The organism is Arthrobacter sp. RT-1 (genome assembly GCF_003367205.1).
Classification (GTDB): Bacteria; Actinomycetota; Actinomycetes; order Actinomycetales; family Micrococcaceae; genus Arthrobacter.
The window spans coordinates 88,273-114,399 of sequence record NZ_QRGQ01000012.1; the positions used below are offsets into that span (position 1 = coordinate 88,273).

A 26,127-nucleotide genomic window follows, 5' to 3' on the forward strand; every position below is an offset into this window, starting at 1 on the left:
ATGCCGCCGAATTCTGGCGTTTTTAGTCTACGGGAGAGACAACCGGCAGGTGCCTGTTTCCCTGAGAGCGGATACCACCCTCTGTGTTGGCGACAGGCCGGGCAACGGCCGCCGCGAGGGCGGCCGCGAGGTCTCCGGCGGGGTAGACCTCCACCTCGTGCAGTCCCAGCCAGTCAGCCATCAGGAACAGTTCCGCGGCGAGTTCGACGGCGGTGTCCGGCGGCGCGTCCGGCTCACCGAACGCAGACCGGACGAGCAGTCTCCCGCCGGCGCGGTCAGCCTTCAGGTCCACCCTGGCGACGATCCGGTCTCGGAGGAGGAATGGAAGGACATAGTAGCCGTAGCGCCTTTTGTGTTCCGGTGTGTAGATCTCAATACGGTAGTGGAAGCCGAAGAGTTCCTCGAGCCGCCGGCGTTCAAAGACCAGGGAATCGAACGGGCTGAGCAAGGCACGTCCCGTCGCCCGCCGGGGCAGGACGGCGTCAACGTGCCGGTAGACGTCCCTGCCCCAGCCGGCCACCGTCACCGGCTCCAGCCTGCCCTTTCGGACAAGGTGCTCCACGGACTGCACCGTTGCCTTCACGGGTGTCCTGAAGTAGTCGGCAAAGCACCGGACGCTTCCTATGCCATGTGCCTGCGCTGCTGCCTCTGTCAGCCGGTTCAGCGCCGCTGCAGGATCGGGGTCATGGGCCCCAGCAGCGACATGCGGCAGCACTTTGGCAGTCAGCGTGTACTTGCGTTCAAACTGCTCGGTCCTGGAAGCAGCCGCGACCAGGCCCTCCTCGAAGAGATGCTCCAGGACGCGTTTCACCGCGTTCCAGTTCCAACCCCAGTTCACCCTTTGCCGGTCCTCAACGTGGCCGATTTTGGCCGTGATTTCCGAGGCCGTCATCGGGCGGCTGCGTGCGAGCGTATCCAGTATCTTCGCGGCGACGGCACTGCGCTGGTGGGGGTCCATGCGCGCGGCGCCGACCCAGGCGCGTTTCTGCCAGAGGAGCAGGTCCTGGTAATGCTCCGGGCGGATATAGCTTGCCTCGTGGGCCCAGTACTCCACCATGCGGCGGGGATGGACGCTGGACATCCGCCGCAGGATGGTGCGGTCGTAGTTGCCCAGGCGGGAGTAGAAGGGAAGGAAGTGGCTGCGCGAGAGGACGTTGACGGAGTCGATCTGGACCAGCTGGATCTGGGCAAAGGTACGGCCCACCGTCCGTGAAGTCACGGGACCGGCGGGCCGTCCTTTGTGGAGTCCCTGTGCTGCCAAAGCGATCCGCCGTGCCTGGTCCAGGCTCAGCGCTGCTGACACATCAGTCCTCTCGGTGGGTGGCTTGCACCCTTAGGCGTTGGCGGCGGCGTCATCCGAGCGGTAGGCCAGGATCTTTTCTTCCACCACAGTATCTCCGGGCTCGCACTCATGGTCCAGCGTAATAACGCCGTACGTCCAGCCGCGGCGCCGGTACACCACAGAAGGGGTGTTGGTGGCCTTGTCAACGAAAAGGTAGAAATCGTGGCCGACGAGTTCCATGTTGTCTACGGCGTCGTCGAGGGAAAGGGACGCAGCAGGAAAGACCTTGCGCCTGATCAGGACGGGGGAATTCCCGGCGGGAATGTCATTGTCGACGTCGTAGGGGGACTTGTCGGCGGGGGCGGCCACAGCCTCGTTCCGGTGGCTCGCCTCAAGGTACAGCGGCTCGTGGGCACTTGCCGGTTCGAGCGTGGCAGTCGCTTCACGGACCGCCTTGGGAGTGTGGCGCCCGTGGTGGACCTTTTTCCGGTCCTTCGCGCGGCGGAGACGCTCAAGCAGTTTGTTGTATGCAAGGTCAAATGCAGCGAACTTGTCGGCGGCGCTGGCTTCGGCACGGATCACGGGTCCACGGCCCAGTACTGTCACCTCAACGGTCAGCTGATCGCCGGTCTGCCGGGCATTGGTCTCCTTGGAGACTTTGGCGTCGACCCGCTGGACTTTGTCTCCAAGCGATTCGATCTTTGAGATCTTCTCCCCGGCATATTCGCGGAACCGGTCTGAAACTGTCAGATTTCGTCCGCTGATCATAAACTCCATGGTGCCCTCCAAATGACTTCGGTGACACGACGGCGGCGCTTCCCTGGGCCGAGCTGTCTGACAGTCGAGCCCCTCTCCGAGCCGCCATCGAAAGGTACATTCTGTTCTTGGTACCCACCACCGACGTTAGTTCATAGCCATGCGTTATTCATCCTTTCCTGGTTTATTTTTTTCTAAGTCATGGCTGCTTCCGCTGGTCCTCAGGGGAAGCAGCGCCGCCACCGCCGGCATCCGGCGGGCGTGTCGCGGCCAAGACTACGCCGCCCGCCACAATGGCACCTGCCTGGTGCAGTGCCCGTGCAGCTTCCGCCAATGTGGCACCCGTGGTGAGGACGTCATCAACGATGATGCAGCGGCGCCCTTCGACCCTTCCCTGGCCCCGGCGCCGGACCTCCATGGAGCCACGGACCCGCTTTGCGCGGGCACCGCGGTCCAGGCCTTTCTGGCCTCCCGTCAGGCGCAGGCCTTCTTTGCCGGTCTTCACCAGGACGTTCACCACGCCAATGCCCGGAAGTTGCCGCGAAGCCTCTGCCAGGAGCAGGTGGACGGGGCTGAATCCCCGGTTCATGTACGCCGCGGAACTGGTGGGAACTGGAACGAGCGCGATTGACGGCCCCTCCCCCGCTGCCGCCCGGACAGCTCCGGCCAAAGAGCGGCCAAGAGCGGTTTTGAGCTGATGCTGGCCGTGCCTTTTAAAGGAGAGGAGGGCCTGCGCCAATTCCTCCCGGTAGACGCCGGCTGCAACGACCGGAAGCAGGACCGTTCCCCGGATGTCCATCAGCGCAGGCGCTCCGCTTTCCGCCCTGAAGGGTTCCTTGGTCAGGCGCCTGATGTGGCGCTCACAGGCACTGCACAACGCCCGGTCTTCCGCGCCGCAGCACACGCAGTCCACGGGAACAGCGAGCGCAAGGAGATCGGCAGCGGCACCGGCCACCTGGTCGGCAAACCGCAGCAGCGTGCTCTGATGGTCAGAACGGTGCCGGGCAGGCCGGGGCGCAGGCGCCAGGAGGTCCGGATCGGCCCTGGACCGGCTCCTGCCGGGCAAGCCGGCTTTGCTGCTCACCCCTTAACACTGGGCGCGGTCCGGCATGAAGCGGAAGACGGCAGCAGGCGTATGTGGGTAAGTCGGGGTGCCTTGTTCAGCCCGGGAACGAGGGATCGATCGGACCCTTGATCTGCGGCGACCATCCGTTGCCCAGCCGTTGGAAGATGCCCTCCGAGGACTGCGCGTAAACTTCCTCGGCGCCATTTCCGGCGCTGAGGGCCACCAACCCCGGCCACGGAGCAAGTTGCTGCGGCTGCCCGGACGTGAGGGACAGCAGTTCCGGGGTGACGTTGGAGCCCGCGGATCCCTTCATGACGGCCACGGTGGTATCGCTGACCCATGCGCCCTGGTCCGGGTTGCTTTCGGTGGCCAGCGTGACGGGCGCTGTCAGCTCCCGGGGCGTTCCGTCGCCACCCCGGATGATGCCTGTCACCTGCACTCGCGTCCTGCCGTTTTGCTCCGAGATGACCAGCGCACGCACGCCTTCCCGCGAAATCCGGAATTCCTTGACCGTCCGTCCTGCAAGCCACGCCGGAGCCAGGGTGACTGAAGGGACCGGTGATCCTTCGGTGACGCCGGTGGGCCGGTAGGCAACCACCTCGGTGCCGCCGTCCGCTCCCGGGCCTGCGGTCCACACCCAGTCGCTGAGCCCGAAGGACGGGCGGCTCAACGTGCTTCGCGTGGTGAGCGCACGGGGCGGCTGCCCCGGGCTGATGCTGTACAGGGTTGTCCGGCTGTCATTGAGGAACGCGGCCGTCTGCGACACCGGGGATTCTGCCGGAAAGCGCGGATTAAGCGCAGAGACGGGCTGTATGTCCGGCAGCGGGGAAACCCTGTTGTTCTCGTACCTCACCAGCTCATTTCCGCTGATGGCGATTTGCCGCGAGGGGACGCTCTTGTCCTGTACCGGCGGCAATACGGATCCGTCGTCCTCCACGCGCACCAGGTCCTGGTTGGCGCGCAGCTCAACGTTGACGACGTCGGGCTGGCTGCGGAACGTCAGCGTCAGCTGCATTTGCATGCGGAGGCGGTCCTCCGGTGACGTTTCCATCAGTTCCTTCGCCGTCAGGTCCACCTGTGCGGCGCCTGAAACTACGGGGACCGATTCGCGGGCCAGCTTGATTCCGGATGGGAAGGCACTGGCTACGGCACCGCGGAGGTACGGGGCCGGCCCGGCGAGCAGGGCGCTGGTCATGGACTTCACCGTTTTGTTCCTGATGAACCAGCGGACGTCCGGGACGGCGAACGTGAAGGTGGGGTCGAAGAAGTAGATCGGATACGCCCCGTAGATCACCTTGAAGGTTTCCTCGGGGATGGCCGTGCCGTCTGGAATGGCCGAAATCCTCCACTCACCGTCAACCTGGGTGACGGTGACTGGAATCTTTTCGATGGTTCCTTCCGGCGACTGCGTGGCGATGCCGTCGGCGTCAACGGTATAGGCGACGTCCAGCTCGTAGTTGAAGACGTTTTCAGTATCCGTTGCAACGACGCGGGCGTCACGATAAACGAGGGCGCGCTGGTCCGGCTTCCAGGACACCGATGATGCCTGCGTCAGGTACTGGCGGGCCACGGCGTAGTCGTCCTCGTACCCGCTTCCTGCCCGGTAGAAGTAGTCAATGATGGTTTCCGGTGATGCACCGTCTTGCGGGGCGGCCGGCAGGAACACCGGTGCGCTGAGGTTTCCGGCGCTGCCTTCGCTGCTCTTCCCCACAGGTCCTGATGTGGGTATTCGCGCGCAGCCCGCCAGCAGGACCAGCAACAGGGCAAGCAGGAAGGCAGCGCATCGTGCCTGGCCGTGGCCGCGGCCCATCATGGGGTCTCCTTTGACGTCGGCACCGGAACCAGCCGCGAAGAACCGGTGTCGAGGACCAGCATGTTCCTGTTGTCGGTTTCCCGGGGGATGTTGCCGGGCTCCCCCGGAATCATGACGTCGTCCGGTTCGAGATGGATGGGGGATGTATCAATGTCCTCGCCTTGGCGCAGCGGCAGTGTGAGCAGGAAGTTGGCACCACTGCCCTTCCTGCCCCACGCCTGCAGCCAGCCGTTGTGCAGCTTGGTGTCCTCCATGGCGATGGACAGCCCCAATCCGCTGCCTCCCGTTGTACGGGCACGGGCCGGATCCGCACGCCAGAACCTGTCGAAGACGCGGGCGGCTTCCGCCGGCTCCATGCCGATGCCATGGTCTCGGACCGCAATTCCGACGGCGGTTTGGCTGGCTGCCACGGTGACCGTCACCGGTTTTCCTTCACCGTGTTCAACGGCGTTCAGGATCAGGTTCCGCAGGATCCGGTCGATCCGCCGGGCATCCATGTCCACGATGATGGCGCCGGCCGGGGCGCTAAGGACAATCCCGGAACCGTATTCGGCCGCTACCGGCGCCGCACCTTCAATGACGTGGGCAACAACCTGCAGGATGTCCTCGGCTTCCGCATCCAGCACGGCCACGCCGGCGTCGAACCGTGAGATCTCGAGGAGATCCGACAACAGCGATTGAAAGCGTTCCACCTGGTTATAGAGCAGTTCAGCGGACCGCTTGTTAATAGGGTCAAAGTCGTCGCGGGCGTCGTACAGGACCTCCGCCGCCATCCGGACCGTGGTCAACGGCGTCCTCAGCTCATGCGAGACATCGGATACGAAGCGCTGCTGCATTTGCGAAAGGGTGGCCAGCTGCGTGATCTGCTCCTGGAGGCTGGCAGCCATGTGGTTGAAGGAGGCGCCGAGGCGTGCCACCTCGTCCTCACCACGGACCACCATCCGCTCCTGCAGCTGTCCGGCGGCAAGTTTCTCCGAAACCATCGCGGCATGGCTGACCGGGCTGACGACGTTGCGGGTGACATACCAGGCCACTGCGCCGATCAGCAGCACCAGTACAGCGCCGCCTGCCCACAGCACGCTCTGGATCTCGTCCAGGGTCTGCTGTGCGGTGTTGAGGTCGTAAATCAGGTACAGCTCATAGACCGTGCCATTAAACGTCACCTTGTTGCCAACGGCGATGCCCGGCCGGTCTTCGGTGCCCACCGGAATGACCGTGGACGCCCAGTACTGGTCCTTTCCGGACTCCTGCACGGCTTTGCGCAATTCCGGTGGAATAACGCTGACCGTCAACTGGTCGGAGGCACGGGACTCAACCCAGCGGTTCCGCGGCTTGGTCTGCTCAGGCATGGCCTCGAACACGTAGCGGCGCTGGATTACCGAGCCGCGCCCTTCGACCGCATTCAGGGTGTCGTAGACCAGGGTGATAACGCTGGACTGATCGGTGACCTGGGCGCCGTCGAAAGTGTCCTGGACCTGCTTGACGTTGTAGCGCGTCTCTGACTCGGCCTGCGTCAGGCGCTCCTGGAAGAGGTTGTTGGCGATCTGGTTGGAAAGGTAGGCGCCAACAACCGCGAAGGAGGTGACGGCAAGCAGCAGCGTGGTGAGAACCGTCCGGAATTGCAGCGACCGCCGCCACCGGCGGTGCAGGGCACGGCCGATGTAGCGCAGGGCCGGCAGGAAGCGGCGGAAACCCATCCTGACGAGCCGTGCCACACGCAGGCTGACGATCAGTGCACGCCGCTGCCAGATCCGGGCTCGGAACGCCAGGCGCCGGAAGCCCGGGGTCAAGGCTTCCGTGTGTCCGGGGGCCGCATCGGGGTCAGATGTTCCGGGGCGCCCGGCGTTGCCTCCGGCAGCGGGGGTCGCGGGAGCGGGAACGCCCGGACCGCGTCCCCCATCAGGTGCAGCGGGATCAGGCCCCTGCTTTGTAGCCGACACCACGCACCGTCAATACGACTTCAGGAGCCTCAGGGTCCTGCTCGATCTTGGACCGCAGGCGCTGGACATGGACATTGACCAGGCGGGTGTCCGCTGCGTGCCGGTAACCCCAGACCTGTTCGAGCAACAGTTCGCGGGTGAAAACCTGCCACGGTTTGCGGGCGAGGGCCACCAGGAGATCAAACTCAAGGGGAGTCAGCGAGATGCGCTCATTTCCCCGGCTGACGGTGTGGCCGGCGACGTCGATGGTGATGTCGGCGATCCGGAGGGTTTCGGGGGCCTTCTGGTCCCCCGGGCGGAGGCGGGCACGGACGCGGGCCACGAGCTCGGCGGGCTTGAAGGGCTTCGGCACATAGTCGTCGGCACCGGATTCCAGTCCGCGGACGACGTCGGAGGTGTCCGACTTGGCAGTGAGCATGACGATAGGCACATCCGACTCGGACCGGATCTGCCGGCAGACCTCGATGCCGTCCACGCCGGGAAGCATGAGGTCCAGCAATACAAGGTCCGGCCTGGATGACCGGAAAACGTCAAGCGCCTTTGCGCCGTCAGCGCAGAAGACCGGCTCGAAGCCGTCATTGCGAAGAACAATTCCAATCATTTCGGCCAGCGCTTCATCATCATCAACCACCAGAATGCGTGCCTTCATAGTTATATATTCCCTTATCAGGCAGGCTTTGTCCTGTTCAGCGCCTTACGGCATGGCGGAACGCTAGGACGTCCGACGCCGGAACTATAGGCTGGGGATGATGCCGGACCTTCCCGGCGCCCTCCGGAAGTCGTACTGCGGGCGCGGGCAGCATTCGGACCAGTACGGGGGAAGGAACATGGTGTCATCACAGGATTCAGGCCAGCAGGAGCCCGGACGCCGGGACGGGCGCGCTGACGGGCGGGACCAGGACGGCCAGGGCCCGGGCGACGCCTCCACCCCGGCATCACCGGCCAGCCCGGATCCATGGGTTGAAGCGCCGCAGTGGAAATCCCCAGCCGGGCAGCAGGCACAACAGCCGTGGGGGCAAAATACCTGGCACCCGCCCGCCGGCCAGCAGCCCAGCCAACAGCAGCCAGGGCAGCCTTGGGGACCACCTTTCTGGCAGCAGCAGGCCCCCGGACAACAGCCTGTCTGGGGCGCAAGCGCCGGTGGCGCATTCCCCCAGGGCGCATACCCCCAAGGCACCTCACCGGGACCGCCGTATCCCGGGGCCCACTACGGTGGCCCCTACGGCCAGCCCCGCTACGTTGCCCCGCCCAAGCCGGGCATTGTTCCGCTCCGCCCCCTCATGTTCGGGGAAATCATGGACGGCTCCTTCCAGGCCATCCGCCGGAACGCGAAGGCCATGCTGGGCGCAGCCTTGCTGGCCCAGTCACTGGTGGCCATTCTCGCGGCGGGGATTACCGCGGTAACCGCAACCTCCATGGGTTCCATCGAAGCCTGGGCAGAGACTGCCAGCCCCGCCGACCTCGCCTCGCTGGGGTTGGGCTTCTTTGCCGCCGTCCTGGTGGTCGGCATCCTTACACTGTTTATCTCGGCGATCCTCCAGGGTGCCATGGTGGTTCCGGTGGCCCGGTCCATCCTCAACCGCCGCACGGGCTTCCGGCAGATGTGGACCCTGGCGCGGTCGAGGGCGGGCGCCCTGGTCCGCCTTGCGCTGGTGCTCATGGCGGCCGGCCTGCTGGCGTTCGCACTCCTCGCCGGGGTGGCCGTCGCGCTGGTATCCGGCATGGAAGGAACCGGGGCCCTCATCCTGGTACCGCTGGTCCTGGGCTTTATTGCGTTGTTCATCTGGATCACCATCAAAGTGATGGTGGCTCCCGCTGCGGTTGTCATTGAGGAACTCGGAGCCCTGGCCGGGTTACGCCGGTCCTGGGAGCTGACCCGCGCCAACTGGTGGCGGATCCTGGGAATCACGCTCGTGGTCAGCATCATGGTGGGAGTCATCAGCCAGGTGGTGATGATCCCGGTGAGCCTTCTGACAAGCCTCCTCACTACCTTCGCATCACCGCACGGCGGCAGCGGGCAGGAAGCTGCGGTGGCTGTGGCTGTTGGCGTTGTCACTGCGGTCCTTGGCGCCCTGATCGGGGCACTTGGTTATGCGTTCCAGACGTCCGTCATGGCCCTGCTCTATATGGACCTGCGGATGCGCAAGGATGGCCTGGACATCGTGCTGTTGCGGCTGATGGAATCAGGCGCTGATCCCGACGGCGTCCCGGGCCGCGGCGTCGCGGCAGGGGTCCCGGGACGGGAAGGTCACGGGCCTGCGGCGGGAGCCTGGCCGGATGTCCGCTGAGCCGCCTGTGCTCCCGGATGCGGAGGAAGCCCGGCGCTGGGCAGTGGAGGAACTGGGCAAGTCTGAGTACCGCGAGGCCACCCCGTCCTGGCTTCAAACGCTGTGGATGGACTTCCTGGACTGGCTCTCGTCCCTGGATGGGTCCGCCCAGTCGGCGGGGCCATTGCCAACACCGGTCATCGGGATCGTGGTCGCCCTAATCATTGCCGTCGCCGTCATCCTCGCCCGGCCACGCCTGAACGCCGCATCCAGGCAGCCCAAGGACGTTTTTGAGGCGGACTACTAGGTGACTGCGGCTGACTACCGGCGGCGCTCCGAAGCGTCTGCCGCGGCAGGGAACTGGGGGGACGCCGTCGTCGACCGCTTCCGCGCGCTCGTCCGCTCGGCCGAGGACCGCACCATCCTGGATCCCCAGCCCGGCCGGACGGCGGACGAAGTGGCGCGCGAGTTGTCCGTGCCGTTCGGCGCGGAAGGGCACCGCCTGGACCACGCGGCAAGCACTTTCGACGCCGTCCGCTACGGAAACATGGCGCCGGGCAGCTCCGATTATTCGGACATGGCCGCCCTGGACGCCGCCCTCGAAGCGGGCAAACCCGAACGTTCCCAGGCACCGGGCCGCGCGGAGGTCATGCCATGACGGGCATTGATACCGCCGGCATAAGGCAGCCGGAGACCAGAGTTGACGGCCCGGACACGCTCCCGGCGCCCGGTCGAGGCCCGCTTGGATGGCTGCGAAGGCACCGGTCCCTCGCCGTCCTCGCCACGGTTTGCGCCATCGCCCTGGGTATGGCCGTCTGGGGCCAGCTTGCCCCCAAAGGTGACGCCACTCCCCTGTCGGTCAGCAATGCGGGACCGGAAGGGGCACGGGCAGTCAGCGAAATCCTCGCCCGGCACGGGGTTGAGGTGCACAAGGCCCGAAACTTCGAAGCAGCCATGTCCGCGTTGGAAGCAGGCTCCTCCCCTACGCTCCTGCTGTACGACCGGAGCGGTATCCTCGACGAACCGCGGCTCCTTGATCTTGCGGCCGCAGCGGGGCGGTTGGTGCTTGTGACGCCCAGGCTGGAGACGCTGTCCGCCCTGGACAGTGACATCCGGCAGGCGGGTGTGGTGCCCGATGCCTCCCCCGCGCTCGTCCCTGGCTGCTCCCTTCCGGACGCGGAGGCTGCCGGGGATATCTCCGGTGAGTCGGGCTTCGTGTACGACGGCGGGGTGTCCTGTTACCGTCCTTCCGGTTCGGCCGCCGGGCTGCTTGCCGTCAGCGGGGACGGGCGGTTGTCCGTCCTGGGCAGCACTGAAGTGTTGAGCAACGACGGGCTGGATGAGCTGGGACACGCTGCACTGGCCCTTCGGACCCTCGGCGGTTCATCGGACCTGGTCTGGTACCTGCCGTCGCTGGAGGACCTGGATACCTTCGGCTCACCGCAAACCCTCGACGACTTGGCCCCGGACTGGGTCCGGTATCTGGGTCCCTGGCTCATCGTCGTGGCATTGACGGCGATCGCCTGGCGCGGCCGGCGCCTCGGTCCCCTGGTGTTTGAACCGCTGCCAGTGGTGGTCAAGGCAGTAGAGACGGCGGAGGGGCGCGCGCGGATGTACCACGACGCGCACGCCGTCGAGCAGGCCCGCGACAACCTCCGGGCCGGAACGCTGGCGAGGCTTGCCGGGAAGTTGCGTCTGGGGCCGGGGGCCACTGCCGAGAACACCATTGATGCGGCGGCACGGTTGCTGGGCAGGCCCGCAGCGGAAGTCCGGGACCTCATCAATCACCATCCCCGCACCGAGGCCCGGCTCGTGGCCTGGGCGCAGGAACTGAACAACCTAGAGAAAGAGGTCAGCAGCCGATGAGTGAACACGGCAGTGGCCAGCGGGTCCTTGATCCGATGGAGCACGATTCCGCCCGGCAAGCCCTTTTGGACGTGCGCCAGGAGGTGTCAAAGGCGGTAGTGGGGCAGGACGCCACCGTTACCGGAATGCTGATCGCCCTGCTGTCGCAGGGGCACGTGCTGCTGGAGGGTGTGCCGGGAGTCGCCAAGACCCTGCTGGTGCGTGCCCTGTCCGCCGCGCTGAGCCTGGATACGAAGCGCGTGCAGTTCACCCCCGACCTGATGCCGGGGGATGTCACAGGCTCCCTGGTGTACGACTCGCACACGTCCGAATTCACCTTCCGTGAGGGGCCCGTCTTCACCAACCTCCTCCTGGCGGACGAAATCAACAGGACGCCACCCAAGACCCAGGCGTCGCTGCTGGAGGCGATGGAGGAGCGGCAGGTTTCGGTGGATGGAGTGTCCCGGCCCCTGCCGTCACCGTTCCTCGTGGCCGCCACCCAGAACCCCGTGGAGTATGAAGGGACGTATCCACTTCCGGAAGCGCAGCTGGACCGGTTCCTGCTCAAGCTCACCATGCCGTTGCCTGATCGGCGGGATGAGATGGAGGTCATCCGCCGCCACGCCGCCGGCTTTGATCCGCGTGACCTGGCCGCCGCCGGCGTCCGGCCCGTTGCGGGTGCCGCTGACCTGGAGCGGGCACGGCACGCGGTAAGCGGTGTGGCCGTGGAGCAGGAAATCATCGGCTACATCGTGGACCTGGTGCGGGCCACCCGCACGGCGCCATCGTTCCTGCTGGGTGTTTCGCCCCGCGGCGCCACAGCACTCTTGAATACGTCCCGGTCCTGGGCCTGGCTTTCCGGCAGGGGCTTCGTGACCCCTGACGATGTCAAAGCGCTGGCACTGCCCTGCCTGCGGCACCGGGTTGCCCTGCAGCCGGAAGCCCAGATGGACGGGGTCCGCGTGGACGATGTGCTGGGCAGCATCCTGGCGTCCGTTCCCGTTCCACGCTGATGGCCATCTCCGGGCGTTACGTGCTGCTGGTGCTGGTGGGCCTGGTGCCGGTCCTGCTGCTGCCCGGGTGGGGAACGGTGCTGGCCGTACTGGGCGTGCTTGCCGCGCTGGCAGCAGCCGACCTGGTCCTTGCCGGTTCGCTGCCATCTGTCCAGGTCCAGCGTTCCGAGCCCGGCAATGTCGCCCTGAACGGGACCATCGATGCCAGGCTCACCGTCCGGAACGACGGGAACCGGCGCCTGCGCGGCACCCTCCGCGACGGCTGGCAGCCGTCGGCGGGGGCACGAAACCCTGTCCAGGATATTGACATCCCGGCCCACGAAAGCAGGCGGGTCACCGTCCGGCTGCAGCCGGTCCGCCGCGGAGACCTCAAGGCCCCGCACGTCACGCTGCGCTCCTTCGGACCCCTGCGGCTCGCCGCCCGCCAGCGGACCATCGAGTGTCCGGGCGCAGTACGTGTCCTGCCGCCTTTCCAGGCGCGGCGGCACCTGCCGTCCAAGCTGCGGAAGCTCCGCGAACTCGACGGAAAAGCTGCCGTGCAGATCCGCGGGGCGGGCACCGAGTTCGATTCCCTGCGAGACTACGTCCGGGGCGACGACGTACGTTCCATCGACTGGCGGGCCACCGCCCGCCGTTCCTCCGTCGTCGTCCGCACCTGGCGTCCGGAACGTGACCGGCGCGTAGTGATGGTCCTGGATACGTCCCGGACCTCGGCAGCGAGGATCGACGACGAGACCCGCCTCGATACCGGCATGGAAGCTGCGCTGCTGCTCGGCGTCCTGGCCGAGCGCGGCGGTGACCGGGTTGACTTCCTGGCCTTTGACCGCCGGACCCGTGCCCGCGCAGGATCTGCCGTACAGGGCAACCTGCTGGGACAGCTGGTCCAGGCCATGGCACCGCTGGACGCGGAGCTTATCGAGATGGACTGGCCGGCCGTGCCGGCGCAGGTCCGCGCCGTCACCGCACACCGGTCCCTGGTGGTGCTGCTGACCTCACTGGACGGCGGCGCGCCGGAGGAAGGACTCCTTCCAGCCGCCGCGCGGCTTGCCAACGACCATGTTGTGGTGGTGGCGGCTGTCCGCGACCCCCAGCTGGGCATCATGCTCCGGGACCGCGCCGACGCCACCGGGGTTTTTCGTGCCGCAGCTGCCGAACGGGCGCTCCTTCAGCGCGCCGCTGTCAGCGCGGAGCTCCGCCGCCTCGGGGTGGAAGTGGTGGACGCTGAACCGCACCAGCTGCCGCCGCGGCTGGCAGACATGTACATCAGGCTGAAAGCGGCCGGTAAATTGTGAAGCCGGCAGAGTTTTTTGAGCAGGAGGATCTTCATGAACGTACCGATCTACCAGCAGGTTCTCGGGGCGGAATTTACCAGGCTGCAGCCTGAACTGCAGGAGTACTTCTCCCTGGTGCCCGGCTCCGGCCGGTACGGCGTGGGGGAAGGCACGTTCGACGTCGTCGGCTGCCGGCAGGAGTGGCTGCGGCCGCTGTTGCGCCTGACCGGCGGAGAGGAAGCGTTCTTTCCGGAATACGGTGAGAACGTCCCGTTCCGGATCGAAAACCACGCCCACCAGGATCCGTTCGGCCGCTCCAGCCTAACCGCCCGGCGCGAGATCCGGTTCCCCGGCCGGACCCGCATCTTCCAGGACACCACCAGCGCCACCAGCCGTAACGGGAGCCCGCAGCTGGTGGACTACGTGGGCCGCTACCGGCGGTTGGTCACGGACCTGAACCTCAGCGTCACGGCAGGGGGAAGGCTGCGGGGCGTGTCGGAAGCATCCCGGCTTTTCCTCGGCCCGCTCCGCGTGCCACTTCCGGCACCGGTGGACGCCAAAGCCTACGCCGAGCAATGGTGGGACCCCGCAGAAGGTCCCAACGGCCGGCACCGCATCCAGGTCAAGGTCATCCAGCCGCAGATCGGCCTCGTCCTGGTGTATGCCGGCAGCTTCGACTACCGGCTGCGTCCCTACACCGGGGGCAACCCGGCGCGGAGCTTCCTGCCGCGCTACGCCCAGCCGGACCGCTGGGAAAACCGGGTCTGAGGGGTGGCCGGCGCCCCTGCCGGCCAGCCCCGGCAGGCTAGCCCAAGGCGACCTGGTTCAGGCCGTCCGCCATCTGGGTCAGCCTGCCCAGCACGGCGGTGGCCTGCGCCGGGCTGTGACCGGCAAGCCCCGCTGAGGGGGTGACCCGGAGGCTGGCCAGGGACGACGGTGGGAGGCCAAGCTGCCGCCACGGGCGCCATACCGACTCGACGCAGTCCGCCACTTTGGGAAGCTGACCTGCTGCAACGTCAAGGGCTCCGGCCCACACCCGTTTGCCGGCCTCTACCGCTCCCGCCAGCTGCTCCCACTGTCGGGATGTCAGGGCTTTGAGCGGCACCGCGATGCCGTCGGCTCCTGCATGCAGGATCTGGTCGAACGGGGCCTCAACTTCAGGCACCGACACCACCAGTTCCGCGGCACCGGCTGCGCGGAGTGCGTCCATCACCAGGCGCCAGGATTCCCGCGCTTCGGAGGCGGCGACGGCACGCAGGGTGCGGTAGCCGCTGGCAGTGGGAATGGTTCCGGCCAGCACGGCGGCAACATCGGGTTCGTCGAGCTGAACCACAAGCCGCGCACCGGGAACGGCAGCCGATACCCGGGCGAGGTAGCTTCCGACGCCGGCAGCGAGTGAAGCGGTGAGGTCCCGGCGCGCGCCGTAATCAAGCAAGGCCCGCTCCCCGTTGTGCAGATGCAGGCCCGCCGCCAGGGTGAGCGGGCCCACCAGCTGGAGCTTGATCTCCTCCGCGGATGCGTCCTCGGCCCCTGCTACGTCAGCCAGGACGTTGATGTCCGTGGAGAGCGCCGAGGCTGCGCGGCGGAAGTCCTTGCCGGGGCGGTCCACGAGGCGCCACCCGTACGGCTGGACGTCGACGGCCAGTTCCTCCAGGAGGGAGGCGGTGCGCCCCAGGGCATCGGAGCCCACCCCGCGGGCCGGCAGTTCGGCGAGGAACGGCAGGTGCGGGCTGCCGAGTTCACCCCGGATGATCCGGGCGGCTTCGAGTGGGTCCTCCCCGGGCCATGGTCCCAGTCCCGTTGCCGTGACTTCCGCAGGCGGAGCTTTATCCGGCAGCGCGGCGCCGCGGACGGGTTCGTGCCGTTCGCCCACGGTCACGCGAGTGCTGATGCCTGCGGGTGCTGGCCGGACGCAGCCTGGTGGTCCTCAGCAATCGCTTCGTGATGGCGGATGACTTCACCGATGATGAAGTTCAGGAATTTTTCCGCGAAGGCAGGATCGAGGTGGGCGTCTTCGGCAAGCCGGCGGAGCCTGGCAATCTGCGCGGTTTCGCGTCCTGGATCTCCCGCAGGGAGGCGGTGGGCGGCCTTCAGGAAGCCCACCTTCTGCGTGGCTTTGAAGCGCTCTGCCAGGAGGTACACGAGGGTCGCATCGATGTTGTCGATACTGGAGCGGATGGACAGCAGTTCAGCCATCACCGAATTGTCCACCTGGCCGGCCAACGAACTGGCGGAGGGGTCGTAATCGTCGGAGTCAGGAGAGGGAAGGTTGTGCTGCGTCATGATCCCAGTCTATGGGCAGCCGGCCCAATGATCCGGGTGTTAAGCGCCGGCGCCGGATGTCGCCCGGCCCCGGCGCTTGCCCACCATGCTGTGCCGCTCAGATGCCCAGCAGCGCCCGGTGCTGTTCCCGGCGTCGTGCCTGTTCCTCGGGGTCAGGGACCGGCAGCGATGCAATCAGCCGCTTGGTGTAGTCATGCTGTGGGTTGCCCATGATATGGCTCCCGATAGCCTGTTCCACCAGCCTGCCCTTGTAGAGCACGCCAACCCAGGAGGAGAGGATGTCCACCACTGCAAGGTCATGGCTGATGAAAAGGCAGGCGAACCCAAACTCCTGCTGGATGTCCTTGAACAGCTCCAAAACCTTGGCCTGCACCGAAACATCCAGGGCCGACGTCGGTTCATCCGCTATCAGCAACCGGGGGTTCAGGCTCAGGGCCCGTGCCAGCGAGGCCCGCTGGCGCTGCCCGCCGGACAGCTCGTGGGGGTAACGGCCCGCATACGACGCCGGCAGCTGGACTGATTCAAGCAGCTCGCCGACGCGTTTGCGCGCCTGGGCGGGGCTTGGCCGGGTGTGGATCACCATGGGCTCGGCGATGCACTCCCCGATGGTTAGCTGCGGGTTGAAGGACGCGGCCGGGTCCTGGAAGACGAAGCCGATGTCCTTGCGGAGCGGTTTGAAGGTGCGTTCGCGAAGGTTCAGCATTTCGTAGCCCAGGACTTTCAGGCTGCCTCCGGTGGTCCTGTTGAGCCCGGCGATGGCCCTGCCGATGGTGGTTTTTCCGGAACCCGACTCCCCGACGAGCCCGAAGACCTCACCCCTGGACAGCGTGAAGCTGACCCTGTCCACGGCCTTGAAGGCCGGCGTACCCAGCCTGCCCGGGTACTCGATGGTCAGATTGTTGGCTTCCACCAGGACGTCCTCATCCTGGTGGGCCCGGCTGGTCAGTCCTTCCGAGGCGGAATTGTGCCCCAGGTGCGGCACCGCGGCGAGCAGCTTCCGGGTGTAGTCCTGCCGCGGTTCGGCAAACAGGGTGCGGGCCGGAGCCTCCTCGACCACGTCCCCCTGGTACATCACCACCACGCGGTCGGCCAGGTCCGCCACCACCCCCATGTTGTGCGTGATGAGCACGATCGAGGTGCCGTACTTGTCCCGCAGGTCCCTCAGGAGTTCCAGAATCTCGGCCTGGACCGTGACATCCAGTGCGGTGGTAGGCTCGTCGGCAACAATCAGGCCGGGGTTGAGCGCCAGCGCCGCTGCGATGACAACCCGTTGCTTCTGCCCTCCGGAGAACTGGTGGGGGTAGTAGTTGACGCGGTGCTCAGGATCGGGAATGCCCACCTTGCGCAGGGCCTCAACGGCCCGGGACTTGGCTTCTTTGGCGGAAACCCGCTTGCCACTCTCACGGCCGGCGTGCGCCCTGATGCCTTCAGCAATCTGCCATCCGACGGTGAACACCGGGTTCAGCGCCGTGGACGGTTCCTGGAACACCATGGCCACATCCCGGCCCCGGATCTGGCGGAGGCGGGCGGCACTGACACTGATCACGTCAGCCCCGTTGATCACCACCGCGCCCGAGCTGCTGGCCGTTTCCGGGAGCAGGCCCAAAATGGTCTTGGCGGTGACCGTCTTGCCGGACCCGGACTCCCCCACAATCGCAAGCACTTCCCCCTTCCTGACTTCCAGGCTGACGTCCTTGACGGCATGCACGGGCCCGCCGTCGGTGGCGAAAGTGACCTGAAGGTGGTCGATGTCCAGGACCGGACGGCCGCCGTCGAGCTCTCCGTCGCCGGAATGCCCCGCGTCCAACGGGTCGATATTGACGGTCATGATGCCCTCACTTCTGTTGCGATGGCTGCGGTGTCCACCGGCGCCGGGGAACTGCCGCCTGTGCTCTTACGGCCTCGGAGGCGCGGATCGTTGAGGTCGTTGATGCTTTCGCCCACCAAGGTCAGGCCCAGTACGGTCAGCACGATGGCCATGCCCGGGAACAGGCCTGTCCACCAGATTCCGGAGGTGGTGTCGGCGAGCGCCTTGTTCAGGTCGAAGCCCCATTCGGCGGCCGAACTGGGCTCGATGCCGAAGCCAAGGAAACCCAGCCCCGCCAGGGTCAGGATTGCCTCGGACGCGTTGAGGGTGAAGATCAGGGGCAGGGTTCGGGTGGCGTTGCGGTAGATGTGGCGGCTCATGATACGGATGTTGGAGGCACCCACCACCTTGGCGGATTCGACAAAGGGTTCCGCTTTCAAGCGCACGGTCTCGGCCCGAATCACGCGGAAGTACTGCGGGATAAAAACGAGCGTGATAGCGGTTCCGGCCGCGAAGATGCCACCCACCAGGCTCGACTGGCCGCCACTGATCACGATGGCCATCACGATCGCCACCAGCAGTGAGGGGAATGCGTAGACGGCGTCGGCGATCACCACCAGGATCCGGTCGAGCCAGCCGCCGATGTATCCGCTCACCAGGCCCAGGACAACGCCGACCACGATCGACATGGCCACGGCGACGACAATTACCAGGATTGCTGTCTGCGCTCCCCAGATGACACGGGACAGGACATCGTATCCGCTCACCGTCGTTCCCAGCAGGTGCTTCCCGCCCGGGGCCTGCTGCGTGGGAAAGCTGCCGTCGTCGTCGGAAAGCTGGGAGAAGCCGTACGGCGCGAGCAGCGGCGCGAGCAGGGCGGTCAGGACGAAGGCGCCGGTCAGGACCAGTCCGGCCACCAGCATGCCGCGCTGGAGTCCTACGCTCTTGTTGAAGTGGGAGATGACCGGCAGGCGCCGGTACCACGGTGCCCGGGGGCTTTCCATCGGTACGGGCACGTCAGGAATGCTCATGTCAGTACCTCACGCGGGGGTCGATCAGCGCGGCAATGATGTCCACGATGAAATTGGTCATGGCCACAATGATTGCCAGCAGCACCACGATGCCCTGCACGGCGACGAAGTCGCGGGCTGTGAGGTAATTCGCAAGCTGGAATCCCAGCCCCTTCCACTCGAAGGTCTTCTCGGTGAGCACGGCGCCGCCAAGCATCACCGCGATCTGCAGGCCCATCACGGTGATGATCGGGATCAGGGCCGGTTTGTAGGCGTGCTTGGTCACCAGGCGGAACTCGCTGACTCCCCTGGAACGCCCGGCCTCCACGTAGTCCCTGCCCAGGGTTCCGATGACGTTGGTCCGGACGAGGCGGAGGAAAATGCCGGCGGTCAGCAGGCCGAGGGCCACCGCCGGCAGCACGGCGTGGGCCAGGACGTCGCTGAGCGCGGCCATGTTGCCGCTCCGCAGGGCGTCAAGCCAGTAGATGCCGGTGGGTGCTTCCAGCGACGTCAGCGCGAGCTCGCTTGAGGTCCTTGCCCTGCCCGCCACCGGGAGCCAGCCCAGCCAGACGGAGAAGGTCAGCTTCAGCAGCATGCCCGCAAAGAACACGGGTGTGGCGTAGCAGAGAATGGCGAACACGCGCAGGACAGCATCCGGTGCCTTGTCCCGGCGGTGGGCTGCAACCATGCCCAGGGGGATTCCCACCAGCAGGGCAACGAGCAGCGCGTTGATGCTCAGTTCCAGGGTGGCGGAGCCGTAGGTGGTCAGCATTTCGACGACGGCACGGTTGTCCGTAAGGGTACGGCCGAAGTTGCCGGTGGCCAGCTGGCCAAGGTATTCGAAGTACTGGACCAGGATGGGCCGGTCATAGCCGGCCGCCTGGATGCGTTCCTGGAGCTGGTCGGCAGGCAGTCGGCCGCCCATGGCCGCAGTAATGGGGTCACCGGTAATCCTCATCAGGAAGAAGACCATGGTGACGAGGATGAAGATCGTGGGGAAGATCAGCAGGAAACGGATCAGGATGTACTGGCCGAGTCCCCCGCCGGAAGATTTTTTTGTGGCCGGGAGGAGGCCGTCCGCGTCGCTGGGCGGCGCATCAATCAAAGTGGTCATGGTACCTCAGGGTTGTCTGGGCGCCGGCTGCTGCCCGCACCATTAACCAGCACGTTGGGGCGGGACGCCTGGCGGGCGTCCCGCCCCGTGTGCGGTCATCGTCGGATGGTCGGCAGGACCTACTTGGACATCACGCCAAGGCGGGTCTTGAACGACGGGTCGAGGGTTTTTTCAACGCCCTGGACATCCGTTCCTGCCACCATGACCTGGGCACCCTGCAGCAGCGGCAGCGTGGAGAGGTCCTTGGCAATGGCTTCCTGGGCCTGGCCCAGCAGCTCACTCCGTTCCGCCTTGTCGGTGGTGACCAGCTGCTTATTGACGACCTCTGTCACGGCCGGGTTTTCGTAGTGGTTGCCGAGGAAGTTCCCGGGGATGAAGAACGGCGTGAGGTAGTTGTCCGCATCAGAGTAATCAGGGAACCAGCCCAGCTGGTACACGGGGTAGGCATCTGCCCTGCGTTCCTTGGTGTAGGTGGTCCACTCCGTGGACTTGAGGTCAACCGTGAAAAGCCCCGACTTCTCGAGCTGTTCCTTCACCAGGGCGTACTCATCCGCAGCAGACGTACCGTACCTGTCGGTGTACTGCAGCTTCAGGTCCACCACGGACGTCACTCCGGCGTCGGTGAGGGCCTTCTTGGCCTTGTCCAGGCTGGGTTTGCCGCTGCCGTCGCCGTAAAGGCTCTTCAGCGGCTCGGTTGCGCCTTCGAATTCCTTGGGCACGTAGGAGTAGACCGGGGTGTACGTGTTCTTGAAGACCTGCGACGCGATGACGTCCCGGTCCACCAGGTGCGCAATGGCCTGCCGGACAGCCAGTGCCTTGGCGGGATCGGCGTCGGGCGTTTTGGCGCCGAACGGCATGGTGTCGAAGTTGAACACCATGTAGCGGAGTTCTCCGCCGGGACCCTTGTGGACCTTCACGTTGCTGTCCGACTCGAGGTCAGCAACGTCAGTTGCAGTCAGGATCCGGCCGGCAACGTCGATGTTGCCTTGCTGGACATCGAGCTTGAGGTTGTTCGGGTCGGCGTAGTGCTTGAGCGTAGCGCCGTCGTTGGCAGCCTTGCCCAGCAGACCCTGGTAGTCGGCGTTGGGCTTGAAGCTGACCAGTTCGTTCTTCTTGTAGCTGTCGATGGTGTACTGCCCGGCGAAGGGTTTGGCCGCGACGATGGCGTCGTCGTCCAGGATCTTGTCCGCGGGAAAGACTTCCTCATCCACGATGGGGCCCGGGTTGGAGGCCAACACTCCTGGAAAGACCTGGTCGTTGCCGGCTTTCAACGTGAAGACCACGGTGCTGGAGTCAGTGGCCTCGATCTTTTCCATGTTGGCCAGCAGCGACGCGGGGCCGTTGGGGTCGTCGATCTTCTTGACCCGGTTGAAGGAAAAGACAACGTCGGAGGAGTCCAGTGTGTGCCCGTTGGCAAACTTCAGGTCCGGCTTCAGCTTCACCGTGTATTCGGTGGGGCTGGTGAAGGAGGCCGACTCTGCAATGTCCGGGGTGGCGTCGGCTGTTCCCGGAGCGTAGTTGAGCAGGAAGGGGTAGATCTGGTTCATCACCATGAAGGATCCGCCGTCGTAGGAGCCGGCGGGGTCGAGCGTGACCACTTTGTCAGTCGTTCCATAGGTGATGGCGCCGCCGCCGGCGCCCTCGGTTGCCGTTCCGCCGCCGCCGGAGGGGCCCGTGCAGGCCGTCAGTGCGAGGGCGGAGATGCCTGCCAGCGCGATGGCGCCGTGCAGGGCTTTGTTGCTCTTCGTCATCTGTGAACTTTCTGTTCGATGAGTACGCGCCCGCCGAGGATGTGGGTGCCTCTGCTCAGGCGGGCAGCGCGTTACTGATGGGTAGATTCAATCAGAGAGTCAACCCCCGGGACGGCCCATTGTGTGAGTTGAGACACAAAATTTACCTGGCGCATCCGCAGCCCCGGTTTTAGGGGCAGTCCGCCGGCAGGAAGGCAGAAAAAGCGCCGCCCCGGGAAACCGGGGCGGCGCTTGGAAAAGTGTTCAGTTACAGCGCGGCGCGCTGCAGGGACCGGGCAACGTCGATGGTTGCCTGGCCGAGGACGCGGCTGCCTTGGTAGAGGACAACCGTCTGGCCGGGCGCCACGCCACGCAGGGGGTCGGTCAGCCTGATGACCAACTGGCCGGCGGCGCCGCCTTCTCCTGCTTCCATCCGGGCAGTGGCCGGCACGGGGTCGCCGTGCGCGCGAACCTGCGCGTAGCAGTCGAATTCCGCACCGGACTCCACCTCCGCGATCGGCAGGCCCGCCCAGGAGACCTTAATGCCCCGGATCTCGTCGATGGCCAGGAGCGCCTCCGGTCCCACCACCACCTTGTTTTCCTTCGGCCGGATCTCCAGGACGAAGCGCGGTTTTCCGTCGGCGGCCGGTGTGCCGAGCTTCAGGCCGCGGCGCTGGCCGACGGTGAACGCGTTGGCGCCGGGATGCTCACCTACTTTGGTGCCTGTTTCGTCCACGATGTCGCCGGTGGTCATATCAATCTTTTCCGCGAGCCACCCGGCGGTGTCGCCGTCGGGAATGAAGCAGATGTCGTGGCTGTCGGGCTTGTTGGCCACCGAGAGTCCGCGCCGCTCGGCTTCGGCCCGGACCTCGGCCTTGGACGGGGTGTCGGCGAGCGGGAACATGGAGTGCTTGAGCTGTTCGTGGGTCAGGACGCCGAGGACATAGCTTTGGTCCTTGGCCCAGTCCGCGGCGCGGTGCAGCTCACGGTTCCCGTCGGCGTCTTCGATCACCTTCGCATAGTGTCCGGTGCATACGGCGTCGAAGCCCAGGGCAATGGCCTTTTCCAGCAGGGCAGCGAACTTGATCCGCTCGTTGCAGCGCATGCAGGGGTTGGGCGTACGGCCGGCTGCGTACTCGTCGATGAAGTCCTGGACGACGTCTTCCTTGAAGCGCTCCGAGAAGTCCCACACGTAGTAGGGGATGCCCAGGACGTCACACGCGCGCCAGGCGTCGCGGGAATCCTCGATGGTGCAGCAGCCGCGGCTGCCGGTACGCAGGGTGCCTGGCATCCGCGACAGCGCCAGGTGGACCCCGACGACGTCATGCCCCGCCTCAACGGCGCGGGCGGCGGCTACGGCGGAGTCAACTCCGCCGCTCATGGCTGCTAGAACTCGCATGCTGGCTTTCTGTCGGGGAAGGCTGCGGCCCCATGGCCGGGACCGTGCGGACCGCCGGGCAGGGTCCCGGATACGATCGTCGCCTATCTATTCTACGGCCTCGTGTAAAGGAGCACGGCGCAGTGTCAAGGAGCACGGCGGCAGCGCGGTCAGCTGGCAGCCCGTCCCTGCCGGGCGATGGTGCCTGCAGTCTGAATGGAGGACTCGTGGCCGGCCATACCTGCCTGCCGGGCACGTGCATAGGCGTCCGGAAGGGCGTTCAGCAAGGCGTCGACGTCGGCGTCGGTGGAGGCATGGCCGAGAGTGAACCGCTGCGCGCCCCGCGCCGTTTCCTCGTCAAGTCCCATGGCCAGCAGGACGTGGGACGGGCGCGGCACACCGGCCGTGCACGCCGACCCGGTGGATGACTCCACTCCGGCAAGGTCCAAAAGGAAAAGGAGGGAATCCCCTTCGCAGCCCGGGAAGGTGAAATGCGCATTGCCCGGGAGCCGCCCGGTGCCTGGCGCTCCGCGCAGGACGGCCTCCGGCACCCGCTCGAGCACCCCTTTGATCAGTCGGTCGCGGAGAGCCGTGATCCGGGCGGCTTCACGGGGCAGCGCTGCAGCAGCAGCCTCTGCGGCCGCTGCGAAAGCTGCAATCGATGCCGTATCCAAGGTGCCGGAGCGGACGTCCCGTTCCTGCCCGCCTCCGTGCTGGACGGGGGTCAGCTTGACCGCCCGCCCCAGCAGGAGGGCCCCCACACCCACCGGTCCCCCGATCTTGTGCCCGGAGATGGACATGGCATCCAGGCCGGACGCCTTGAAATCCACGGGGAGCGAACCAAACGCCTGCACGGCATCCGAGTGCACGGGTACGCGGGCGGCCTGGGCCAGTTCCACGATCCGGTGGACCGGCTGGATGGTGCCCACCTCGTTGTTGGCCCACATGACGGTGACCAGCGCGATGGTGCCCGGATCCCGGGACAGCTCACCTTGAAGGAATTCGAGGTCCACCACGCCGTCGCCGTCCACCGGCAGCCACGTCACGTCGGCGCCCTCGTGCCGTTCCAGCCACTCCACGGTGTCCAGGACCGCGTGATGTTCGACGGCGGAACAGAGGATGCGCCGCCGCGCGGGGTTCTCTGCCACCCGGGCCCAATACAGGCCCTTGACAGCCAGGTTGTCCGATTCGGTGCCGCCGGACGTAAAGATCACCTCTGATGGATGGGCGCCGGCAGCAGCGGCGACGGCCTCCCGGGCATCCTCAACTGCCCTGCGCGCCCGCCGGCCGGAACCATGCAGCGAGGAGGGGTTTCCGGTGCGGGCAAGTTCACGCGTCAGGGCAGCCAGAGCCTCAGCTGAAAGCGGGGTGGTGGCAGCATGATCGAGGTAGACGGGCACCTTGCAATTCTAGCCCTTGGGCCGGTTGCCGCCCGGCGCCGGAGGCCCTGCCACCTGATCTGCCGGGAGAATCCGGGCACAGCAGTAATCCGGTATATCCGCTCCCGCCACGCGTTCCTCCGAGGTGCCGGAACCCACCGCCGCGCCCCGCAGGAACGCGCCGTTCATGGGGCACACCACGCCGGTGTGCGTCCGGGAAAGCCGGTGGAAGGGGCAGTTCGGCAGCAGGAACCCGCCCTCGCCGTCCGGTTCCGGCCGATATCCGGTTGCGGCGAGGAACCGCTCCAGGGATTCGGCTCCCTCGGCCAACTCCCGGCCTTTGTGGAAGGCGATGTCCCGGAGTACCTCTCCTGCCGGTTTGCCGGTCTCCTGGGACCTCTCGATGGCGGCGGCCAGGAGCTCGCCTGCAAGGTCGTAATTCCGGTCAGGCACCGAGGCGCCGATTTCGCCCGCTGTACTCCGGTACATCTTTGCAGGCCTGCCGGACCCGGGGCCGGTTTTTCCCGGCGGCTTGTGGAATTCAACGGCCAGCAGGCCGTCCTGGACCAGCCGGTCCAGGTGGAAGGACACGGTACTCCTCGGAATGCCCGCGGCCCGGGCGGCATCGTCGCGGCTCACGGCATGCGGCGCCGCCGCCACGAATTCGAAGAGCTGGAGCCGCTTTTCGTCTGCGAGGGAGGCGAGCGCAGCCATCCTGTCTGCCCAAGGGAGCCTGGTCATTCCACCCCAATCCAAAGTCAAGATCTCTTGATTATAGACCTGCCCGCTTCTAAAATAGTCATATCTACTTTTAGAAGGAGTTGCCATGAAAACTGCATCCGCAGTGCATGCCCATCACCTCCCGGCAGTTCAACCTGCACGGCAGGCTTTCCTGCTGCTGCGAACTGTGTTTACCGTTGCGCCGATCATCTTCGGCCTGGACAAGTTCACCAACATCCTGGCTGACTGGACGATCTATCTTGCTCCGCAGGCCACTGCGATCGTGCCGATCCCCGCCCAGACCTTCATGTACGTGGTGGGGGCAGTGGAGATTGCCGCCGGTATTATCGTGGCCATCCGCCCGCGGTTTGGTTCGCTCCTGGTGGCAGCCTGGCTGGCCGGCATCATCATCAACCTCCTCCTGCTGGGGAGTTTCTTCGACGTCGCACTGCGCGACTTCGGGCTTCTGGTGGCAGCGCTGGCTTTGAACCGCCTCTCCCGGCCTACCGGAGTGCGCACGGAGTAACTGTGCGCATTGACTACAGCAGAAAAGACCTGCCGGCAGCTGGATATCCAGCGGCCGGCTCTTCCTTTTAAGTGCCCAGGAAGCTGGATGCACAGGAAGCTAGTTCGACGGCGGCAGCACCGGCAGGAACGAGGCTACGTCTGCCCGCGCTGCGGCGAGCGATGCCGCATCGGGGCAGGACACGGAGACATAGATGGACGAGCCGGCGGTGGCGAAGAGCCGGGCCAGGACGACCGCTGCCTTCCCGCCCCGCGGTGCAGCCTGCTCCAGGGCCAGGACTTCCACCCGGCGCACCGGCGCGTCACGGTCATTTCCCCAGCGAAGGGTGTCTGCCTTCAGGGAGCCCGGCAGCAGGGTCGGATCAAGGTATTCGAAGAGCGCCGCCGTTGATTCACGGTCATCGCCCCGCGCAAGGGCGCCTTGGTTGCTGCGGACTTTGGCAGCCACGAGGCACCCGTCGGCTTTTGCGTACTGGCTCTCGCCGGCGACCTTGTCCTTAACCTGCTTCCAGCCAGGCGCATCCTTCAACCCATCCGATATCCCCACGGGGACGTCGCGGGCAAGGGTCCCGCCGGCTGCTAACGGAAGATCCTGCCCGGCCACGGCGTCAGCGTCATGGCCGGGGGTAATGGTGGGAGTAGCCAGGACCGGAGTGCTTTCCACCACGTCCGGCGCCGCCGGATCCCGCACCTCCACGCTGCATCCGCTCAATAGGACGGCGACCAGGGTGCCTGCCAGCGCCGCCCCCAGCCACTTCCCGCCAGCCGCCCGTACCGTCGTCGGCATTGTCATGTCCCCCGCTGCTTCATGCCACGGCCCCGCCGGCCGCGCATGCACGAGTCTAGACTGCAGCTCCCGCCGGGAACCTGCACAGCCCAAGCACTCGTTGTCAGGACAGAGCGGGCCGCCGTGCTGGCTAGACTGGGC

24 protein-coding genes are annotated in these 26,127 nt (G+C 66.1%); 8 read left to right on the top strand and 16 right to left on the bottom strand.

Annotated elements, in window-relative coordinates:
- Positions 1-22 precede the first annotated feature (22 nt).
- From DXK94_RS11535 to mtrA, 6 genes are all read right to left on the bottom strand, one after another.
- The gene (locus DXK94_RS11535) at positions 23-1,303 is read right to left on the bottom strand and encodes a winged helix-turn-helix domain-containing protein (RefSeq protein ID WP_115525089.1); all 1,281 of its coding nucleotides are present in this window, start codon (positions 1,301-1,303) and stop codon (positions 23-25) included.
- 30 nt (positions 1,304-1,333) lie between these two features.
- Complete coding sequence (gene hpf, locus DXK94_RS11540; RefSeq protein WP_079597255.1) at positions 1,334-2,059, bottom strand: ribosome hibernation-promoting factor, HPF/YfiA family; 726 nt, start codon at positions 2,057-2,059, stop codon at positions 1,334-1,336.
- 178 nt (positions 2,060-2,237) lie between these two features.
- Positions 2,238-3,122 carry a phosphoribosyltransferase family protein gene (locus tag DXK94_RS11545; RefSeq protein WP_309544320.1) on the bottom strand — a complete coding sequence of 295 codons (885 nt, stop codon included), beginning with the start codon at positions 3,120-3,122 and terminating at the stop codon, positions 2,238-2,240.
- 76 nt (positions 3,123-3,198) lie between these two features.
- Entirely contained in the window at positions 3,199-4,917 is a 1,719-nt protein-coding gene (locus DXK94_RS11550) for an LpqB family beta-propeller domain-containing protein (RefSeq protein ID WP_115525090.1), read from the bottom strand.
- Positions 4,914-6,860 (bottom strand): MtrAB system histidine kinase MtrB, encoded by a 1,947-nt coding sequence (gene mtrB, locus DXK94_RS11555; protein WP_258868530.1) that lies wholly within the window; start codon positions 6,858-6,860, stop codon positions 4,914-4,916. The genes DXK94_RS11550 and mtrB overlap by 4 nt, the downstream gene beginning before the upstream one ends.
- A complete protein-coding gene (gene mtrA, locus DXK94_RS11560) occupies positions 6,832-7,506 on the bottom strand; it encodes an MtrAB system response regulator MtrA (RefSeq protein ID WP_079597257.1) in 675 nt (224 codons plus the stop codon). Before mtrA ends, mtrB begins: the two co-directional genes overlap by 29 nt.
- A 178-nt stretch (positions 7,507-7,684) precedes the next feature.
- On the opposite strand from mtrA, the gene DXK94_RS11565 reads away from it, so the two are divergent.
- Genes DXK94_RS11565 through DXK94_RS11590 form a run of 7 tightly spaced genes read left to right on the top strand, consistent with a single transcriptional unit; the run spans position 7,685 to position 14,021 of the window.
- On the top strand, positions 7,685-9,145 hold the full coding sequence (locus DXK94_RS11565; protein ID WP_258868531.1) for a hypothetical protein: 1,461 nt from the start codon (positions 7,685-7,687) through the stop codon (positions 9,143-9,145).
- The gene (locus DXK94_RS21825) at positions 9,135-9,431 is read left to right on the top strand and encodes a hypothetical protein (protein WP_309544321.1); all 297 of its coding nucleotides are present in this window, start codon (positions 9,135-9,137) and stop codon (positions 9,429-9,431) included. Before DXK94_RS11565 ends, DXK94_RS21825 begins: the two co-directional genes overlap by 11 nt.
- Positions 9,432-9,782: a DUF4129 domain-containing protein gene (locus DXK94_RS21830; protein ID WP_309544322.1), complete on the top strand. Its 351-nt coding sequence runs from the start codon at positions 9,432-9,434 to the stop codon at positions 9,780-9,782.
- Complete coding sequence (locus DXK94_RS11575; RefSeq protein WP_258868532.1) at positions 9,779-10,990, top strand: DUF4350 domain-containing protein; 1,212 nt, start codon at positions 9,779-9,781, stop codon at positions 10,988-10,990. The genes DXK94_RS21830 and DXK94_RS11575 overlap by 4 nt, the downstream gene beginning before the upstream one ends.
- Positions 10,987-11,982, top strand: coding sequence for a MoxR family ATPase (locus DXK94_RS11580; protein ID WP_115525093.1), 996 nt, complete (start codon positions 10,987-10,989; stop codon positions 11,980-11,982). The genes DXK94_RS11575 and DXK94_RS11580 overlap by 4 nt, the downstream gene beginning before the upstream one ends.
- Positions 11,982-13,274 (top strand): DUF58 domain-containing protein, encoded by a 1,293-nt coding sequence (locus DXK94_RS11585; protein ID WP_115525094.1) that lies wholly within the window; start codon positions 11,982-11,984, stop codon positions 13,272-13,274. The genes DXK94_RS11580 and DXK94_RS11585 overlap by 1 nt, the downstream gene beginning before the upstream one ends.
- Positions 13,275-13,307: 33 nt before the next feature.
- Positions 13,308-14,021, top strand: coding sequence for a DUF4166 domain-containing protein (locus DXK94_RS11590; protein ID WP_115525095.1), 714 nt, complete (start codon positions 13,308-13,310; stop codon positions 14,019-14,021).
- A 37-nt stretch (positions 14,022-14,058) separates the two neighbouring features.
- Here DXK94_RS11590 and DXK94_RS11595 read toward each other — a convergent pair whose 3' ends face one another.
- The 9 genes from DXK94_RS11595 to DXK94_RS11635 all read right to left on the bottom strand — a co-directional run bounded on the left by DXK94_RS11595 (position 14,059) and on the right by DXK94_RS11635 (position 24,695).
- Complete coding sequence (locus DXK94_RS11595) at positions 14,059-15,090, bottom strand: hypothetical protein (protein ID WP_115525284.1); 1,032 nt, start codon at positions 15,088-15,090, stop codon at positions 14,059-14,061.
- 38 nt (positions 15,091-15,128) lie between these two features.
- Positions 15,129-15,536, bottom strand: coding sequence for a chorismate mutase (locus DXK94_RS11600; protein WP_079597262.1), 408 nt, complete (start codon positions 15,534-15,536; stop codon positions 15,129-15,131).
- 97 nt (positions 15,537-15,633) lie between these two features.
- A complete protein-coding gene (locus DXK94_RS11605; protein ID WP_258868533.1) occupies positions 15,634-17,364 on the bottom strand; it encodes an ABC transporter ATP-binding protein in 1,731 nt (576 codons plus the stop codon).
- On the bottom strand, positions 17,361-18,374 hold the full coding sequence (locus DXK94_RS11610; RefSeq protein WP_181884813.1) for an ABC transporter permease: 1,014 nt from the start codon (positions 18,372-18,374) through the stop codon (positions 17,361-17,363). Before DXK94_RS11610 ends, DXK94_RS11605 begins: the two co-directional genes overlap by 4 nt.
- Before the next feature lies 1 nt (position 18,375).
- The gene (locus DXK94_RS11615) at positions 18,376-19,467 is read right to left on the bottom strand and encodes an ABC transporter permease (RefSeq protein WP_115525096.1); all 1,092 of its coding nucleotides are present in this window, start codon (positions 19,465-19,467) and stop codon (positions 18,376-18,378) included.
- Between the two features lie 119 nt (positions 19,468-19,586).
- Entirely contained in the window at positions 19,587-21,218 is a 1,632-nt protein-coding gene (locus DXK94_RS11620) for an ABC transporter substrate-binding protein (RefSeq protein WP_115525097.1), read from the bottom strand.
- A 247-nt stretch (positions 21,219-21,465) separates the two neighbouring features.
- Positions 21,466-22,596, bottom strand: coding sequence for a tRNA 2-thiouridine(34) synthase MnmA (mnmA, locus tag DXK94_RS11625; RefSeq protein ID WP_079597266.1), 1,131 nt, complete (start codon positions 22,594-22,596; stop codon positions 21,466-21,468).
- 149 nt (positions 22,597-22,745) lie between these two features.
- On the bottom strand, positions 22,746-23,975 hold the full coding sequence (locus DXK94_RS11630; protein WP_115525098.1) for a cysteine desulfurase family protein: 1,230 nt from the start codon (positions 23,973-23,975) through the stop codon (positions 22,746-22,748).
- A gap of 9 nt (positions 23,976-23,984) precedes the next feature.
- Positions 23,985-24,695, bottom strand: a complete 711-nt coding sequence (locus DXK94_RS11635; RefSeq protein WP_115525099.1) for a metalloregulator ArsR/SmtB family transcription factor — start codon at positions 24,693-24,695, stop codon at positions 23,985-23,987.
- A gap of 85 nt (positions 24,696-24,780) precedes the next feature.
- Here DXK94_RS11635 and DXK94_RS11640 point away from each other — a divergent pair, with 85 nt between their 5' ends.
- Positions 24,781-25,200, top strand: coding sequence for a hypothetical protein (locus DXK94_RS11640; RefSeq protein WP_115525100.1), 420 nt, complete (start codon positions 24,781-24,783; stop codon positions 25,198-25,200).
- Positions 25,201-25,299: 99 nt separating this feature from the next.
- Here DXK94_RS11640 and DXK94_RS11645 read toward each other — a convergent pair whose 3' ends face one another.
- Positions 25,300-25,992: a hypothetical protein gene (locus DXK94_RS11645; protein ID WP_181884814.1), complete on the bottom strand. Its 693-nt coding sequence runs from the start codon at positions 25,990-25,992 to the stop codon at positions 25,300-25,302.
- Between the last annotated feature and the right edge of the window lie 135 nt (positions 25,993-26,127).

Coding starts and splice junctions, on each gene's coding strand:
- DXK94_RS11575 (WP_258868532.1), top strand. CDS start 9,779: ATGACGGGCATTGATACCGCCGGCATAAGGCAGCCGGAGACCAGAGTT.
- DXK94_RS11620 (WP_115525097.1), bottom strand. CDS start 21,218: ATGACGAAGAGCAACAAAGCCCTGCACGGCGCCATCGCGCTGGCAGGC.
- DXK94_RS11615 (WP_115525096.1), bottom strand. CDS start 19,467: ATGACCACTTTGATTGATGCGCCGCCCAGCGACGCGGACGGCCTCCTC.
- DXK94_RS11585 (WP_115525094.1), top strand. CDS start 11,982: ATGGCCATCTCCGGGCGTTACGTGCTGCTGGTGCTGGTGGGCCTGGTG.
- DXK94_RS11565 (WP_258868531.1), top strand. CDS start 7,685: ATGGTGTCATCACAGGATTCAGGCCAGCAGGAGCCCGGACGCCGGGAC.
- DXK94_RS21825 (WP_309544321.1), top strand. CDS start 9,135: ATGTCCGCTGAGCCGCCTGTGCTCCCGGATGCGGAGGAAGCCCGGCGC.
- DXK94_RS11550 (WP_115525090.1), bottom strand. CDS start 4,917: ATGATGGGCCGCGGCCACGGCCAGGCACGATGCGCTGCCTTCCTGCTT.
- mtrA (WP_079597257.1), bottom strand. CDS start 7,506: ATGAAGGCACGCATTCTGGTGGTTGATGATGATGAAGCGCTGGCCGAA.
- mnmA (WP_079597266.1), bottom strand. CDS start 22,596: ATGCGAGTTCTAGCAGCCATGAGCGGCGGAGTTGACTCCGCCGTAGCC.
- DXK94_RS11645 (WP_181884814.1), bottom strand. CDS start 25,992: ATGACAATGCCGACGACGGTACGGGCGGCTGGCGGGAAGTGGCTGGGG.
- DXK94_RS11600 (WP_079597262.1), bottom strand. CDS start 15,536: ATGACGCAGCACAACCTTCCCTCTCCTGACTCCGACGATTACGACCCC.
- DXK94_RS11580 (WP_115525093.1), top strand. CDS start 10,987: ATGAGTGAACACGGCAGTGGCCAGCGGGTCCTTGATCCGATGGAGCAC.
- DXK94_RS11640 (WP_115525100.1), top strand. CDS start 24,781: ATGAAAACTGCATCCGCAGTGCATGCCCATCACCTCCCGGCAGTTCAA.
- DXK94_RS11590 (WP_115525095.1), top strand. CDS start 13,308: ATGAACGTACCGATCTACCAGCAGGTTCTCGGGGCGGAATTTACCAGG.
- DXK94_RS11610 (WP_181884813.1), bottom strand. CDS start 18,374: ATGAGCATTCCTGACGTGCCCGTACCGATGGAAAGCCCCCGGGCACCG.
- DXK94_RS11635 (WP_115525099.1), bottom strand. CDS start 24,695: ATGACCAGGCTCCCTTGGGCAGACAGGATGGCTGCGCTCGCCTCCCTC.
- DXK94_RS11605 (WP_258868533.1), bottom strand. CDS start 17,364: ATGACCGTCAATATCGACCCGTTGGACGCGGGGCATTCCGGCGACGGA.
- hpf (WP_079597255.1), bottom strand. CDS start 2,059: ATGGAGTTTATGATCAGCGGACGAAATCTGACAGTTTCAGACCGGTTC.